Annotated in this window: 6 protein-coding genes; all 6 read right to left on the reverse strand. The window is 63.9% G+C overall.

Annotated elements, in window-relative coordinates; translation table 11 throughout:
* Nucleotides 1–30: 30 nt before the first annotated feature.
* Nucleotides 31–2,028 (reverse strand): tyrosinase family protein, encoded by a 1,998-nt coding sequence (locus tag AC07FD_RS26280; RefSeq protein WP_478352208.1) that lies wholly within the window; start codon nt 2,026–2,028, stop codon nt 31–33.
* Entirely contained in the window at nt 2,015–4,120 is a 2,106-nt protein-coding gene (locus tag AC07FD_RS26285) for a multicopper oxidase family protein (RefSeq protein WP_478352209.1), read from the reverse strand. Before AC07FD_RS26285 ends, AC07FD_RS26280 begins: the two co-directional genes overlap by 14 nt.
* A gap of 226 nt (nt 4,121–4,346) precedes the next feature.
* Nucleotides 4,347–5,081: a hypothetical protein gene (locus AC07FD_RS26290; protein WP_478352210.1), complete on the reverse strand. Its 735-nt coding sequence runs from the start codon at nt 5,079–5,081 to the stop codon at nt 4,347–4,349.
* 55 nt (nt 5,082–5,136) lie between these two features.
* Nucleotides 5,137–5,832, reverse strand: coding sequence for a hypothetical protein (locus AC07FD_RS26295; protein WP_478352211.1), 696 nt, complete (start codon nt 5,830–5,832; stop codon nt 5,137–5,139).
* A 72-nt stretch (nt 5,833–5,904) separates the two neighbouring features.
* Entirely contained in the window at nt 5,905–6,615 is a 711-nt protein-coding gene (locus tag AC07FD_RS26300) for a hypothetical protein (protein WP_478352212.1), read from the reverse strand.
* Between the two features lie 222 nt (nt 6,616–6,837).
* Nucleotides 6,838–17,046 carry a hypothetical protein gene (locus AC07FD_RS26305; protein ID WP_478352213.1) on the reverse strand — a complete coding sequence of 3,403 codons (10,209 nt, stop codon included), beginning with the start codon at nt 17,044–17,046 and terminating at the stop codon, nt 6,838–6,840.
* Between the last annotated feature and the right edge of the window lie 31 nt (nt 17,047–17,077).

Below are 17,077 nucleotides of genomic sequence, written 5' to 3' on the forward strand. Positions count from 1 at the left end.
CGGTGGCTGCGCCGGCCGTGTCTTGTGTTTTCAATCGAGAAAGTTGAGCGAGACCCCGTCGAGCCGCAGCAACTCGCGGTCCTCCTCATAGGAGGCGCCGATCACGACCAGGCTTACTGTCAGGCTGGTGGCGCCGGCCGCGATCAGCCGGCGTGCCGCGCGCGTCACATCGATGCGGTGGTTGCGCGGCATGTTCATGCTCCGCTCGCGCAGATCGAACTTGCGGTTCTCCGCTGGCGGAATCTCGCAATGCCCAGGCCCGCCAAAACATTCGCCATGACCGAAGATCGCCGCGTAACCGGCATAGCCCGGCAGGTTGAGCGGCGTGCTGGCATCGGCATCCGGCGTGTTGAGAAACACGCGGATGAAGCAGGAGCGCGGCAACTGCGGCACGCGGTGCAGCCGCACTTCCGCCGAGCGGAAGCTCTTGGTCGCTTCGGGCACCGCAATCGGTGCCGAGACGAAGCGTCCGACCGGACTGGTCAGCCCGACCGGCATGAGGCATCCGCCACGCACATACTCATAGCCGAAGCGGTTCATATCGAGCGTATCGCGCACCGCGTAGCTCCATGGCGTCAGTGCGGAATCGAGATCGGCGGGCAGCCCGTCGGGATGGTCCTGCTGCCAGCGCCACCAGAGCCGGTCGATATTGGCGTGCACCGGCCAGAAGATCGGATCGTAGGACGCGGTCAGGTTCGAGAACATGTCGCCGAACTGCGGCTCGGAGTAGAGGTCGTCGCGCTGGTGGAACTTGCGCCCGGCAACGCGCACCGCGCTGTTGCGGTCGGCCGGCGCGCTGGTCTTGAACGCGGGGTTCATGCCTCCGGTCCAGATGTGCATGGTGTTGTGCGGGTTCTGGTCCAGGAAGCCGAAGCTGTCGACATAAAGGCTGCCGCCGCCGAAGTCGCGGAAGGTGCGCAGGCTGAGGATCTCGTCGATGTCCTCCTGTGCCGGATAGTGATAGTGGATGACGGTGTTGATCGTGCCTTTGCCGAACTGGCTGGAATAGCGCAGCGGATACCATAGCGAATTGGCCTCGAGCAGCGCGTCGATCAGCCGTTTGCGGTTTTCCCCTTCCACATAGTCCTTGCCGCAGGCGCCGCTGACGGCGTCATAGGCCTGCGTCGGATTGGCCCACAGCTGACCCACCAGCGTGCCGATCTTGGCCGGAAAACCGTGATCGCGCAGGAAGCGCACCGAGGCCTCCGTGAGGAAACCCTTGAACGCATCGGGGAGGATTGCGCCGTTGGCCGGATCCTCCGGTTTGTAGCGCTCAGCCGGGAAATCCCACCACGGCATGGTCACATCGGGGCAGAAATCCTGCAAAGCCTGTTCGAATTCATAAAGATACACGCGATGCCACGGCAGGAAACGTTCCCAGCCATGCTGACAGTGGTTCTGGTGGATCAAGGCCAGATTGTTGTAGCTGCGTTTGTCGCCGACCCATTTGTTGAGCTTGTACAGCTCACGAAAGGCATAGCGCAGCCGCTCCTTTTGCGCCTCGTCCAGCACATCGACATCCGTGCGCTGCCGCAGCTCGCCCTTGGCGTAGCGCCATGCCGCCGGATCGGACGCCGCGCTGAAGACCGGGCCGGCAATCCCCTTGACCTCGACGCGCGCCTCGGTCGCCACGCTGACCTCGCTGGCGAGTGCAATCGAACCGATCAACGCGCCGGGGCAGCCCTCTTCGATCCACGTCTCGATCCGGTCTATGTCTTCATCGGCGACCGCCGTGCCGCCCCAGGGCAGGCGAGGGAACTGCTTGCCGTCGAACGGCGGCAGCCCGCGCAAGCCCCGGATCAGCGCCGAGCGCGCGCCGCGCCCCTTGGCATCGCTGGTGCCGCAACAGGAAGTCGAGAGCGGCGCGATCAGCGGCATCCCGTGCAGCTGCAGTGCCAGGAACTCCGGCAGCGTCAGTCCCGTTAGGCTGCCGGGTCCCCCGGTGCCGCCGGCCGTGGCCAGGATCGCCTCCACGTCGCTCCAGGTGAACGGCGCGGCGGGCATTGGCTGCGCCTTATTTGTGGCCATCGTGGCCGTCCATCTGCATCTGCATCGCGCCGCTCTGGGTGATGTCGCCCACCTGATCAGGCAGCACCACGGCAACGTTCTGCATCATGCCTTGGTCCTCATGATCGAGGATGTGGCAGTGCAGCACGTACTCACCGATGTAGCGCTCGTAACGCGTGCGGACCTTGATTGTGTAGATGCCGGAGAAGCCGGCAGGCAGGGATTGTGGGATCAGGCTCTTGATCCACAGCGTATCCTTCCACACGCCCTTGAGCCCGGCATATTGCGGATCGTAGGGCTGACCGCCGGCATCGTCTATCGCGCCCGGCGCGCTGACGTCCTTGCCGTTGGGATCGATGATCGAGACAATCTGGAACGGATTGACGTGGATGTGGAACGGATGGCTGACGAAGTGTGACTGCAGCGTCCATTCCTGCGCCTTGCCCAGCGGCAGCGAGCGGTCGATGCGGGTCGGGTCGTAGGGCTTGACGTCGGCCGTGTTGAGCGTGTTGCCGACTTCGAACTTGGTGTTCGGCCCGGTCGTGTCGATGAAGAAGGTCAGCTCCTGTGTGCCGTTGCCCTTCACCTCGTCGTCGGTGACGTCGGGATGCGGCGTGAAGCTGGTGAATTTCGTTCCGGCCTTGAGATCGGCCACCACCGTCGCTTTGACATTCGCGGGCATGTTGGCCTCGGCCAGGGCAACCAGCTTGCGGTTGACGTAGGTTTCCACATTGTCGACCGGCGTTCCCGGCGCGACGTCGACCAGTGCGAGCAGTTGCGATCCGACATCGAGCCCGTTGACCACGCCCGATTTGGGCGCCGAGGAGTCGATCACGCAATAGCGTCCGGCGTCTGGAAAGACGACCAGCGCGTCAAAGCGATAGCCGGGCTGGAAGGTTGCAAGCTTGGTCGGCTGGGCTGCCGCCATCGTCAGCCCGTCGGCCGCGACCAGCGTATAGGGCACGGGTGTGGTGCTGCACGTATCCTTGATGAACGCCGCGTTGGTGTCGGCATTGAGCAGCGTTTTCACTCCGGGCTTGAGCTTGCCGTCAAGCACCTTGAAAAATTGTAGGCTGATCGTATCGCGCACGCCGGCATGGACCATCCGCCAGCGCTCGATCTGGCCCTGCGTTGCCTTCAAGGGGTCGTTCGGATTGAACACCCTGCCATTGAGCGAGGTATAGCGCCCCGATGCCGGCCATGTGCCCGGCCCGAACTGGTCATAGCCCTCGATGCCGCCGACATCGCCCGGATCGCAGAAATAGTGACCGTTGATGTCCTGTTTGATCGGGCCGAGTTCTCCGGGCTTGGCCGCCGGTGCGCGGCAGGCATATTGGATCTGCTGCATCACCAGCACCCGCTCGGCGATCGCCGAGGTCGGGATCAGCGTATCGATGTCGCCATGGGTTGTGGGGGTCGGGAAGCGGTTTCCGCGGATGATCAGCGCACCGGCCATGCCGCTCGACACCTGCAGTGCCGTCGAGCCGTGGCGATGGGTGTGATACCAGAACGTGCCGGAAGGATGGTCCGACGGGATGTTGTATTCGTAGGTGAATTGCGTTTGCGGGTTGATCGACAGCAGCACGTTGTCGCTGTTGCCCGACGGGCTTACCCACAGCCCGTGAGTATGCAGATTGGTGCCGTTGAAGCAGTGGGGGATGTCGGGCATCTGGCCGCCGGGCATGCAGCCGGGGTCGCCGGGCTGCGGCCCTGCCGGCAACTGATTGTCGAGGGTGACGCGCACCGTGTCGCCCGGCACTGCCTCGATCGTCGGCGAGACATAAGGAGCCTTGGGATCGACACCCTTGCCGGTGTAGCCGCGCAAATGGACCTTGTCGTAGCCGCCCGTGGACGGGTTGTAGATCTGGTTGTCGATATACTCGATCTTGAGATTGAGCAGGCGGTCGCCACGCACCGGCAGCGTGTTCCCGGGCAGTGGCGCAGCAGGTGCGAGCTCCGTCAGGGCAGGCTTAGCGATCGGAGCGCGGTCATCCTGCAGCACCGGTGGATTGAGGATCTCGGCGGCCGCGGGCAGCACCGCGATCGGTCCCAGGCTGCTGGCGAGAAAACTCGCGAGAAATCGCGCACGCGCCATCGATCCACCAAGCGACATGAGGGTCTCCATCATACTGGCCATAGACTTCGATCTGTAAGCATAGTGCGCCCGATCCGGAAAGTTGTCTAGCTTGCAAAGCCATAAAATCTTAAATTTACTTCTAACAAAACTGTGATTTCGCACATAAGAACTTGCTTATACAACTCACGGTCAGTTCATTTCAATATTGCTCTATTTTTAATCAGTTTAGGTGCCGATCGGCGGCGGACCATGACCGCGAGGATCACAGCGTCTGCAATGTCACCGTGGGGGCGGCAGTCACCACCTTGGGGACGCCGCTCAGGACGGAGCCGCTGCCAAAATAGGCCACGAACAGCACCGAGGTTCCCCAGTTGAACTCGAAGCTGTAGCTGTTGCCGCCGGCCGTCGCGTAGTAACCGGCCGGGGCCGGTGTCGGGTGGCCGGGCCCGGTATCGCCGTACTGCGAATTCAGCGCGATCGCATAGGCATTGTTGCCTTTGGTGTCCTGCGGGCCGCCGATGAAAGCGAACAGGCAAAGACCGGCCGAATTCGCCTGGAAGCCCAGCTGCATGTACTGCGGCAGCGTGACCGCTTTCAGCGTGGTGTCGACAGCGACCGGGACGGCGTCGCCGGTGGTCGGCAAAGGCGTTGGCGCCGCGCCCATGCCCGGCCCATAGGCCGCGATCCAGATTGGCGTGTTGGTGTTCACGCTGACATTGGTGAGGTTCAGATTGTTGGCCTGCCAATTGTTGATCAGGATGGTGGGCTGCAAGGCCAGCCCCGGCGCCAGCAGGAATTGCGGCCGGCTGCTGCCGCTGGTCAGCGCCAGCTTGCCGGCATTGTTCATCTCGGAAGCATTCTGGAAAGCCAGGATCATCGACCCGTTGGGGGTCTGCGGCATCGCCACGCTGTCGCGCACGGCAAGCTCCACCGGAGAGCCATCCCAATTGTCCGTCGCCAGGGATTGACCCAGAATGTTGAAGTCCGAAGGTGGCATGGCTTCCGTCTCAGAGAGCAGCCAAGATGGCGGAAAGGCGGACCGGTGCGGAGGTCTACAGGGATTGCAGCAGGGTCGTCACCGGCGTTGCGGTCTGCGGCGAGAGATTGACCACGTAGACTACCGCCGCCCCCCAACTGAAGGACATCGTGTATCTGTTGCCGGCCGCCGTGGCGTAAAATCCGTCCGGCGGAGTGTTCCCGGTCGGCGGTCCGGTGTCGCCGCTCGGGGCGTTGAGCGCAATCACATAGGCATTGTTGCCCGACTGGTCAGGCGGACCGCCGACCACCGCGACCACCTGCTGATTGCTGGTGCTCGAGCTGAATTCAAGCTGCATCCAGTTCGGTGTCGTTATCCCTTGCACCGCCTGGCGCATCGCCAGCTGGACAGGTGTGCCGCTCACGAGCTGGCCTGGCTGCATGCCGGGGATGCCGGGGCCGAAGGCCTGCACGAAGATGGGGGTCGCGGCATTGAGGCTGGTGTTGGTGAGTGTCAGGTTGTTGGCCTGCCAGTTCGCCGTCAGCACGCTGATCATCCGTGCCAGAGCCGGGACCCGAACGTTCGTTGGCGCGCTGCTGCCAGAGGTGAAGGTAAGCCTGCCCTCGTTGTTCTGCTGTGACTGGTTGAAGTAGCCGACGACGAGGGAGCCGTTGGGCGTCTGAGCCATGGTCACGCTGCCACGGACCGCCAGTGTCTGCGGCATGCCGTTCCAGGTCGCGTTGACCGTGCCCGCTGCGATGAAGTCGTGCATGTCAGGATGTCCTCTTTGCACCGGCGTTGTCGCGGGAGCCGGCGGCTTGCGCTTCCGGCTCCCGCGCTTCGATCACAGAGACAGCAGTTCCGCCGTCAGCGAGGAAGCCGTCGAAGGCGACATGTTCGCCACGTAGACGACCGAGGAACCCCAGTTGAATTCGAAGGAGTAGTTGTTGCCGCCCGTCGTCGCGTAATAGCCTTGTGGCGCCGCCGTGCCGCTGCCCGGACCGGTGTTGCCGGACGGCGAGTTCAGCGCGACGGCGTAGGCGTTGTTGCCTGACGCATCCTGCGGACCGCCGACAACGGCGACGACGATCAACTGGCCTGTGTTCGTCCCCAGGGTCAGCTGCATCCAGTTCGGGGTCGACGTTCCCTGGGCGATGCCGCCTGGCTTGAGCGTCAGCGCGGTGTTGATGGCCAGCGCGACCGGCTTCTGGCCGGGCAGTCCAGGACCGAAGGCCTCGATCCAGATCGGCGTCGCGGTCGCGACGCTGACATTGGTGACGGAGAGATTGTTGGCCTGCCAGTTGTTGACGAGGATGTTCGGCTGGGAAAGCAACGCCGGAGCTGTCAGGAACGACGGTGTCGAACTGCCCGAGGTCAGCGCCAGCTTGCCGGCATTGTTGAGGGAGGCGGTGTTCTGATAGGCGAAGATCATCGATCCGTTGGTCGTCTGCGGCATCGCCGCGCTTTCACGGTAGGCCAGCGTCAGCGGCGAGCCATCCCAGTTTGGGTTAGATGCGTTTGCACCGAGAATGTCGAATTTTGCGGTCGTTGCCATAATTTCCCTCGCGGTTTGCGGGTTTCGGACTGTCGTTCTTGCAGGCGAATTCCAGAGCGGCGGACTTGAAGTCGAAGCGTGCCGTCGCTCGATCGTTTTGTTTCAACATCGGATGTTTCCAAAACCTGTTGCCGGCTTGGGGCCCGATGGTCTGGTTTCGAAACGGCTCCTCCTTCCAATCGTGTCTGCGCGACACCGCCGCGGATGCCCGCCTTGAGGCGGTCAGCTCGCGTCGATGTCCGTCAGTTTCAGTTGCAGGTTGCTGAAGCGCAGCACCGGCGTATTGACGCCGCTGAGTGCTGCGTAAAGCGTGATGTCGAAGACCAGCCTCGCGCCTGCCGGCATTGCGTTGGCGCCGAAGACGATGCTGTTTTTGGAGGCCCAGCCGGCGATCGCCGCTGCGAAAAGCGCGGCGAAATCGCCGAGCTCCGCCGGCTGTTGCCCGTCGATCTCGAAGGACCGCGCCAGCACGATCGGCACAAGCGGACTGATCGAGGCGCTGTCGAACGCGCCGCCGGCAACGGCGGGGAACGGGAACTGGTAGGAGCAGGCGACCTTGACCCGCCTTGTGGTTCCGCTGGTCACGTTGGCGGCCGCATGCGCCGCAAGCAGCGATTGTTCGTGCACCGGGTCGGCCAAAAGGTCGGCCATGATCGTGTAGATGCGCTGGCAAAGGCTTGACGGCGATGTCGGACAGGCAGCACCTGAACCCTGGCCTGGCAGCGTCGCCACATCGATCGGCGCCGCATTGTCGATGAACGGCGTGACCGGCTGGCTCGGCCTGACCTGCGGCGTCATGTAGACGAATTCCGGCGCCACCTGCCACGCCGTGTTGTTCGGGGCTTCAAGCGTGATCAGGTTGCGCTCGATCTGCACCGAGGCGAGCGCATTCTCGGCCGCCAGCACGTTGAGTGCATCGACCTCGATCGTATGCGCCACGCCGAAATTGCCGGGCGCGGCGTTGTCGACCTCGAACAGCAGGCCGTCTGGTGGTGACGGCTGGACCGGATGCTGGTTCGGGTACGGCGTCAGCGTCGACGGGTCGAGCGCGGTGACGGTCAGCGCGACATTGGAGAAGCTCGATTCACCTTGCGCGGACGGCCACTGCAACTCGATCTGCCGCGTCGTCCCGTCCGGCTGCAGCGTGTCGGTGACGACATAGCTGTCGGTGACGCTGACCAGACCCTGACCGAGGGCCATGTTCAGGCTCGGATTCCAGTCCTTGTTCGCCGTCACCTCGCCAATGGCGGTGGCGAAGGCGGCCACCGCATCGGCCCAGGCCGGATCGGCCGGGTTGCGCAGCACCGGGCTGATCGCGCCGTAGACGGCCGAGGTGCGCGCCAATGCCGTGAACAGGTCGTAGGGCGGGCCTGCGCTGGGGGCAGGGTTGGCGGAGTTAGGCGAGTTGTCCGGCGCCGCGCTGAGGTTGGTGTTGTAGGTGACGGCGGTGTTGATCTGGTCCTGCGCGACGAGGAACGCCTGATAGGTGTAGAGATAGCTCCAGTCGGCGCCGTCGGCGATTGGATTGCCCGAACCCGACGTTGGCGTGTAGCCCGACCAGGTCTGGCTGACCAGCGTCGGCGGCGTCGGGTACTGACGGTACACGACCGGGATTTTGGTCAGCGCGCCGGCAGGTCCGACATGCGGCACGCCCTTTGGATAGGGATCGACGAGCTGCAGCCAGATCGATGGACGCGCTTCGTCGGGTGCGCCCGCCGGCGCCAGGAAGAACTGCAGGTTGGTGATGGCGAAACGCAGATCGAACGGCACCACTGCGGCAGCGGCCGCGTCGGGATCGCCGTAGAGGAAGGTGAGGGGGCTTGCTCCCGTGCTGCTGATGCCGACATGGGCGGTGGACAGCCCGGCATTCTGGCGCGTGGCGGAGAATGTGCCGGCGCCCGAACCGCTGGCGGCGGTGGCGATCGTGAAGGTGGTGTCCCCGGTGACGGTGACGCCGTAGACGCCATTCGCCGGCAACTGCCCCGAGCTGGCCTGGAATATCATCAGCACCCGGCTGCCGTCGGTCAGGCCGTGCGGATTGTTTGTCGTCGCCGACAGGCTGAGACCGCTCCAGCTGTAGTTTCCGGCGAGCATGGCTTCGATCTGGCCGAAGAGCTCGATGTTGCCATCGGCGGCAGCCGAGACCGACTGGTTCCAGGTCACGTCGTATTGGACGATGGTGTCGACGGAATAGGCCGTCATCAGCGCCGCGCGCATCTGCTGCTCGAACACATCCTTCGCGATGGCAAGTGCTGCGGTCGTGCCGGTGAACGGCGATTGCGGGCCAAACAGCCAGTCCACTTCGTATTGCGCGTATTTCTGCGCCAGCGCCTCGCGGCCGAGCGCCATCGCGTCGTAGGCGTCGGGGGCGACCTCGAAGGCCTTGGCCGCCGAGGCCGGTGACAGCACCTCGTCGACCCCCTGGAAGAAGATGCGGTTGAGCTGATCGAGGTCGGTGTCGATGAACAGCTGTTGCGCCGGCAGCGCCGGCAGCTTGGACGACAGCTGCGGCATCGAAACACTGGCGCTGTTCAGCACATTGTCGAGCGGCTTGGGCGACAGGAAGCGCGGTCCGGCACCGGCGGCACCGATCGAGATGTCGAGCAGCGATACCGCGGCCGCCCACAGCGATTGCGAGCCGGCGCGTGCCCCGCCGGAGCCGTCATGGGCAAGCTTCAATGACTTGAGCCGCTTGCGCGCCAGTGCCGTGCTGGACTGGGCCGTGCTCGACAGTTTCTGCTGTGGCGACGCATCGGCCCCGTTCATGCCGATGGCGAGCTTCTGCGCCGGGAAGGCGCCGACGAAAGCGGCGGCGAATTGCGACATGTTGCTGGCACCGCCGGTCGCCGGAACAAATCCGGTCGCGACGTTCTGCGCCGACGGCACCATGATCGTGCCGAACTGGTCCTTCAGATAGGGCGAGATCAAATTGGCATCGCGGGTGATGCCGAACAGCACGACGATCTCGAACAGCGGCGGCAGGGCGCCGGGGCCGCTGACCGGCATCGAAATGGTCACCGCGCCGGGGAAGTTGGTGCTGAGCCCGGCCAGCCAGTTGACGAGGTCGGCAACCATGCCGGTCACCTTGCTTGTGTCTGCTGCACCAACCGGGAAATTGACAAGGCTGCTGCCATCCGCTTGCAGGGCAAGACTGGTCTCGACATAGAACGAGACGCCTGGGCCGCTGATCTGGTCCTCGATGGTGCGGAAATTGGCCAGAGCTGCCGCCTTCTGGTCCGCCGACATGCCGCTGAAGGCCGCCTGGCTCGGCGTCAGGACGATCTCGATCGTGTTAGGCGTCGAGCCGTTGAAGCCATAGGTCGGCAGGATCCCCGGCCATTGGTCGACCGGCACGATCGGATCGAAATAGAGGTTGGTATCGCTGTAGCTGGCCGGGGTCGGCAGCTGGTTGCCGAAGGCGTCGTTGACGAAGAAGTCCAGCGTGAACTTGTCGTTGATCGAGGCGTAGCGGTCGGGCGTGGCGGAGCCGGCATTGGCGGTGGCGACGTTGTACAGCGGCGCGAACACCCGGTACGTGCCGGTGGTGCCGGACTGGTCGGGCTTTTGCGGCTGGATCGGCGCCGACAAATTGCTGAGCGTGAAGCCTGTCGTCGCCTGTATCTGGTAGGTGACGAGACTGTAGAGCGAGTTGAGCGACGCCTTCGCGTCACCCGCCGCAACCAGTGCTTCATGCAATTCGCGGTCGTCGGTGATGCCCGAGGTACGCAGCGCCTCGATGACTTTGCCGCGCGAATGGGAGTTCGCCGCGCCAAGCTGCCCGGTCTTGACCAGGGCGGGGGGCGTCTTCAACTGCATGACGCTCTCGGAGCGCGTCAACTCGACACCGAAGGTGCCGGCCGCGACCTTGACGTAGCGTGCCTCGAGGGCCGGGTCTGCGGTCTCACCATAGTAGACGAGGCCGCTCTGCGTGCCGGCAAGCACGACCGCGTTGTAATAGGGCTGGATGGCGAGCGGCGAGCCGCTCTGGTTGGTTCCGCTGCCGGCCTTGTAGGTCACCAGCATCGTCACCTGCGCGACGCCCTTGACGAACAGCGGCGTTGGCAGTGCGTTGCCGGTCTTGTCGACAAAGCGCAGGTAGTAACCCTGCGCGTTGGTGACCGTCGCCTGCTGGATGATCTGCAGGAAGCCGTAGCCGCCATCCGCGGTGATGTCGGTGCTGGCGCCGACGGATACGCCCGCCGGCAGACCGAGCGCGAAGGCCATCAGCCCTTGCGGCGGTTGCGACACCGTCGTGGTGTTGGTGCGCAGCGCGAAGACGGCATTTGGATCGACCACTGCCGAGACGAGGCCGGGCGCACCCGCCGCCGTCTGGAACAGGATCTGGATCGCGTCGACCGGCCGGTCACCGCCCCTGAGATCGTCGAGGATCCGGCCGAGCAGGGCCTCGTCCGACTGGCTGGCGCCGGACAGTGCATAGACATCGGCAAGCACGCTGCCTTGCGTGGCGCCCGGAATCTGCTTGACCGTCAGCGTGATGCTGGTGGCGAAAGTGATGTCGCCGGCGGGCAGCGGCGTGCCGTCCGGCAGATAGGCCCCTTGCGCTTGCCGGGATTTCACCAGGACGGGGATCGCTGCCGTTCCTTCATTTGCCTGCAATTTCTCCAGGCTGGGCGCGAATGGCCGCAGGCTGAGCGCCGTCGCGCTTGGCGGCGTCCAGGCGATGGCGTTCTCCAGCGCAAAGGATTGCGGCCCGGTCGAACTGAGCGCGATTGGTGTCGGGCTGCTTGGCGCCGTTATCGACGCTTCGGTGAAGGCGAGGTAGGGGCTGAGGACGTCTTGGGTGAGTGAGAACGAGGCGTTGACGGCAAGCCAGCCCTGCGTCTTGTCGGGATTGCTCAGCGTGATGGTGTAGCTGTTATTCTTGGCGAAGCCGCCGGCGGCAAACTCCTGCCACAGAAGCGCGAACAGCGGGTTCGTGCTGGTCGACACCGCCCCGCCCGGCACGGTGAGACCGGCGGTGTAAGGCAGGCGCACGCCGCCACGCAATGCGCTCGACATCTGACCGGCGAGACCCTGGAAGCGTGTTTGCGCACCGGGTGTCGGTGCGGCCACCGCCGCCATGAACAGCTTGTCGAGCGGCGACGAGGTCAGTCCCGCATCCTGCATCGTCACCAGCAGCTCGTGCACCGCGCCACGGATCAACCCCTTGAAATAATCGAGGAATATCTCCTGTGACAGCGGCGTGGTGCCGTCGCTGTCGTTGACCGAGGTCGGGTTCGAGGTCTGGTTGACGAACAGCTGGTTGAAATAGGTGTCGACCGTCTGCAGATAGGTCTGCGAGACGAGGTTCTGCGCCAGGAACTGGTAGGACAGATCCTGTGCGTTGCCATTGCCATCGGTGCGCCCGGTGGTCGCCATGTTGAGGAAAGGCGGCATCGGGAACACGCAAGCCTTGGCTTTGCCGGTCGGTGCGGCAAGCGTGGCGGAGAAATTTGCGAGCTGGCTAAGCAAGGTCGGATAGTCGATCCAGCCGGTGAGCGCGTCCGGCTCGCTGTCGATGTCCTTCAACCCGGGCGTGCCGCTGCTGGAATCGAATTCGAGCAGCACCACGGAGTTGTAGGCCGGCAGGTTGAGCGCGTGCATAAGCGCGAAGGTGGCGAGCTGCGTCGTCACCGCCTCGAACGGCTTGAAATCGGCATAGGTCGGGTTCTGCGACGGGTTGTCGTCATATTGTATGCCGAGCGAGGTCACGACCCACGGCGTGCCCTTGCTGGTCGCATCGGGGAACACCACGGTCAGTTCCGGCAGGAACAGGATAGGCAGGTCCTTCGGCAGGTTGGGGCAAAGCCCGACATTCGCCGCTGCACCCGCAAGAAGCCGCTGCTTCAGTCGCGCGAACGTTTCGATCTGGGCCTGTTGCGACGAACCGGCAAGCTGCCATTCGAAGCGGAACGAGGCATTGAAGCTAAAGCTGATGGAAATGGAGAAGAGGAAGAGGTTGATCTCCACCGTGACGCTGACGCTGACGCTCGCCTCGATGTAGAGCAGGATCGAGCCGCCACCGCCGCCCGGCACACTGGGTGGTTCCAGCGCCAGGATGATGCCGATGCTGGCCTCGAGGCGGACGTTGACGCTGGCCTTGATGATGACGAAGTCGAGCAAGCCGTAGAGCTCGCCGATGATGCCGAACTGGCCTTGCAGCGACAGCGCGTCCGGCTTTTTGGCGAGGTCTCCGCCACCGCTGATGAGATAGCCGGCCGCACCCTGGATGATGCCGAAGAAGGTGACGCTCACCCCCGCCTTCAGCGGCCCGGCGGTGAAGTCCTTGCCGACGCCCAGCCGCGCGGCAAAGCCGAACGCCAGGATGCTCTGGTAGGTGCCTTTGAACACGTCGGGGTCGGTAGCCGAGCTCAGGCTGGCTATGTAGAAGCCGCCCGATCCGGTCACCGGAATAGGCCCGGCCTGCGCCTGCACCTGGAAGCAGACGCTCCAGTTGTCGCCGTCGGGGAAGCCGAGGTCGACCTTCCAGTCGCCATTCGTGTAGACGTCGACGCCCAGTGTCGGCAGCGTCAGCGAGGCCGCGCCAACCTGGAAGGTGCGCAGGCTGTCGGGCAGGCTGAAGACTGCGGCGAATTTGCCGATCGTGTCGGAGATCTTGGTGTAGACGACCTCGAATTCCGCACCCTTGCCGGCACCGCCGGTCAGCTTGAGCAGCAGTGCGTAGAACGGCGTCACGTCGTAGAAGACGAAGCCGACCTCGAGCACTTTCAGCAGCGTGAAGTCGGTGACGATGATCCACTTGCCTTCGGGATGGTAGATATCGGCAAATTTCTTGTTCTTGAGGGCGTCCCAGAAGTCGCCCTGCATGAACTTCAGGAAAGCATCGAAATTGGCGGGCGGCTTGGTCGGGTCCGGGCCGACCCGCTGGCCGACACCGAGATAGACGAGCTCGAAGACATCGCTGACAGCGCCCACCTTGGCGGGCACAGGCGCCGCCAGCAGCTTTTGCGCATCGTCGCCACCACCACCGCCGCCATCCTTGCCCAAATTGTAGGCGCCGATCCAGCCAATCTGGTCGGCGCCTTCGGTCGGCGCGAACAGGCCGATGCTGATCGTCCCGTCCGGCGGCAGGCGCTGGCCCAGTATCTCGATGAAGCAATTGTGCATGCCGAGCACCAGCATCTTGGGATCGGCATCGGTAGCGTATTCGAGGTTGAACTGTTCGATCGAGATGGTCAGCACGCCCTCGATCTTGATTTCCAGCTTGCCGTCGACTTGCGGAAGCTGGATGCCGAAGGCCAGCCCACCGCCGTCCTCGGGGCTCAGCCAGCCGATGAGGACGCTGAATTTGAAGGCCGAAAGCGAACCGACCAGCCCGCCCATCGAGCCGAGATCGAGATCGAAGATCAGCGCATAGTTGAAATTGTCCTGCAGCGTGACGCCGTTTTCCGCCAGGCCCGGAAGCGAACCAAGCGAATAGTAGTTCAGGCTCTCGATCGTCTGATCGGCCGTGCCCGAATAGAGGAACGACTTGAGCTTGAACGGGATCAGGTCGAGCAGGCTGTCGGCGCCGCTGCGCTTCTCGGTGGCGCCGAGGTCGAGCCGCAGGTCACCCGGCGAAAAGCTGAGCGACGGCGTGCTTGTCGACGGCTGTCCCTTGTCCGGGATCGTCAGGTCGAAGCCGACGTCGATGCCGAGATTGGAAAAGGCCAACTTCTCGAACGCAAACAGGTCGAGCACCTGGAATTCGTTGAACTCGATGTCGCCCCAGATGGCGAAATGGGCGCTGATGTGGGTGGTGCCGGCTTTTGGTGGCGTCGCCGCGGTTTCGTCGTCGAACGAGAATTGCAGTTTCGTCAGCGTGATCTGCTTGAGATATTTGTTGTTGGGCTTGCCGTTCTCGTCGGTGAAGTTGAAGACGAAATCGCCCTGGGCGACGAACGAATAGACGCCCTGTCCGGAACTCTTGTCGTCGCCGCTGGTGCCGTGTGCCTGGTAGGAACCCATGATGGCGATGACATTGGCGTCATCGCCGGCGTTGGCATCGAGATTGACGCCGGTCTTGAACAGATTGTTGATGGTGAGATTGACCTCGCAGGCGAAGCTGCGCAGCTCGGAATTGGTGAACAAGGCGCGCAGATATTCGACCTCGAAGCCGTAGTCGATGTCGATATCAATATTGCTATCGGAGGCCGCTGCCGACTTGCTCGCCGCCTTTTCATAGTCGACCAGCGCGAAGGTCGCGCTCTGCGCCAGCGTCGGCACGGCCTGCGACGGGTCGGTATTGTTGATGGCGATGCCGACATGGTGGACGCGAAAGCCGGCTATGCCTGGATCCTTCATGCCGCCGAGCACGGCGCGCACCGCCGTCGGCAATTCATCGAGCTGCATGTTGCAGTTTACGGCGAGGATGCCGTTGAAGGTCGGGTCGGTTACTGTCTGGTAGAAATTCCAGTATAGCGAGGTGGTGTCGGGCTGCGTGCCGCCATTCGGGAACACCGCGGCCTTCGCCTCTGTGATCAGCTTTTGCAGATAGGCCTGGGTGGCGGCGGCGGTGAATGTTTTGTTGAAGATGTCGGCCTGCGACCACAGCCTGGTGTCGGCGACCAACGCTTCGATCGTCTCGCCCGGATAGAATTTCATCATGAAGATCGGCGGCGTGCCGTCGGGCGCGGCGAGCTTGCCCGGCGACAGGTCGAACGTCCAGTCGCCGATCTCCAGTTTGTCGCCTGAAAAGTCGAACAGGGCCTGCCCGGAGCCAAGCGGGTCGGGGTTGGAGGGGTTTTCGCTGACCACCGTGAAGATCTGGTTCTGCTGCACGGCCTTGCAGATCGACGGACCCATGGCTTCGAATTCCAGGATGCCGGCCGCACTCGTCGCCATCTGCAACCCGGTCCATGCCAGCGGCGCGCCGGCAAGTTCGGCCAGCATGCCTTGCGGCGTCATCGCCAGCGTCGTCGGTCCGGCGGCGGCAGCGTTTACCGCCGCGCCTTGCTTCGGCGCCGGAATGAAGCCGCTGGCGCGCCTCGGGTTGAGCGCCCGCGATTCCATGTCGAGATAGGCGGCGGCATTGAGGTTCGGGTCGGTCGAGAAATCGAGCCCCGCATAGGGCACCAACGGTATGGCTGGCGTGCTTGCGGTTTTCGCGCTCCATGAGGCGACCTTGAAAGCGTCGAGGACATAGACGGTGAGGCCGGAGGCGGGTTCAGCGCCGGCAAGCATTGTGGCCGTGTTGGTGCGCTGATTGTAGAGCGGAGCGCGCTCGGGCTGAGAGATATAGCTGCCGTCCTGGACGATGAGCTGTGCCCACGAAGTCGTCGCGGTGGCATCGAGAAAAGCCGGGCTGGTCGGCGAATCCTGCGCTGGCGCTATGCGATAGGCCGGCTGCGCCGGTACGAATTCGAGCTTGTCTGGTGCCGAGCCGATGGTGACAGTCACGAACTCGGTGCCGGTAACGCCGCACAGCATCTGCGCCGTTTCGGAGCTTGCGCCTGCGGCCAGGTTGGCGCCGGCATCGAGCGCCAGGCCGAATTGTCCAGCCGGCGTCAGGTAGTAATAGCGCTGCTCGCTCGGCGATTGTTGCGGACGGCCGGCGAAGACGAGACGGCTCGCCGTGCTGATATCGCCGGTGTTGACGGTGCTGAGGGCGAAGGGCTTGCCGTCGGCGGTGACGAAAGTCGAGCCGAGCAGCGGGTCGGTGAACTGGAAAAAGCTGCGCGTCGCGTCGAGCGGGCCGAGCACGTCCAGCGTGACGTTGAAGCCGAACGGCGTGGCCGAGCCACCGACGCCGCGGAAAACCGGATAGTTCAAGGCGCCGACCAGCCCGCCGCCGGTTGGCGGGTTGAAATACATCATGCCGGCCTCGAACTGGACGAGGTCGGTGGTCGCCAGTTCAAACGCGACGCTTGCCGTACCAGCGAGCGGTCCGCTGAGCGCCAAGCTCGCGAATGGCGCGGCCGACTGGAATGTCACCGTGGCGCCGGCTGGCGGCGTCGCCGTCAACAGCAGCGCCGCCGGCGGCTGGCTGTTGGCGATCTGCAGGCTGTTGGAGGCGTCGTCGAACAGCACCGTCGTGGACAGCGTGAACAGGTCGGGCTGAACCTGGAACGTCACGCTCTGCCGGAATGCCAGCGAGAAGGACTCCCCCACCGTCGGCGACGAGGTGCCTTGCCCGGTGACCGAGACCAGGATCGGCGCGATGCTGAGCGGCTCGGGAAACCAGCCGATCTGGGTTCCTGGACTGTCGGCGAAGGCTTTGCGGATGCCCATCTCGAAAGCGTTCCAGTCGCGTGTCGCCGAAGGGACGAAGAAGGCGATGTAACCAAGCTGACCGGGGTCGACCCAGCTCTGGGCGGTCAGATCGAATGTCGGGTCGGCGCGTGACTTATCCTGGAACAGAAAGGCGACACGTGCGCCGGCTAATGGGTCCGCCAGATAAAGACCGCTCGCATCGCGTTTGAAAGCGATCATCCCCACCTCCCATGCACTCTACGGCGCTATC

This window comes from Mesorhizobium waitakense, from assembly GCF_056431085.1.

Bases quoted from the DNA above. Each gene is read 5' to 3' on its own strand.
- AC07FD_RS26295 (WP_478352211.1), bottom strand. From the start codon at position 5,832: ATGCACGACTTCATCGCAGCGGGCACGGTCAACGCGACCTGGAACGGC.
- AC07FD_RS26300 (WP_478352212.1), bottom strand. From the start codon at position 6,615: ATGGCAACGACCGCAAAATTCGACATTCTCGGTGCAAACGCATCTAAC.
- AC07FD_RS26290 (WP_478352210.1), bottom strand. From the start codon at position 5,081: ATGCCACCTTCGGACTTCAACATTCTGGGTCAATCCCTGGCGACGGAC.
- AC07FD_RS26280 (WP_478352208.1), bottom strand. From the start codon at position 2,028: ATGGCCACAAATAAGGCGCAGCCAATGCCCGCCGCGCCGTTCACCTGG.
- AC07FD_RS26305 (WP_478352213.1), bottom strand. From the start codon at position 17,046: ATGATCGCTTTCAAACGCGATGCGAGCGGTCTTTATCTGGCGGACCCA.
- AC07FD_RS26285 (WP_478352209.1), bottom strand. From the start codon at position 4,120: ATGTCGCTTGGTGGATCGATGGCGCGTGCGCGATTTCTCGCGAGTTTT.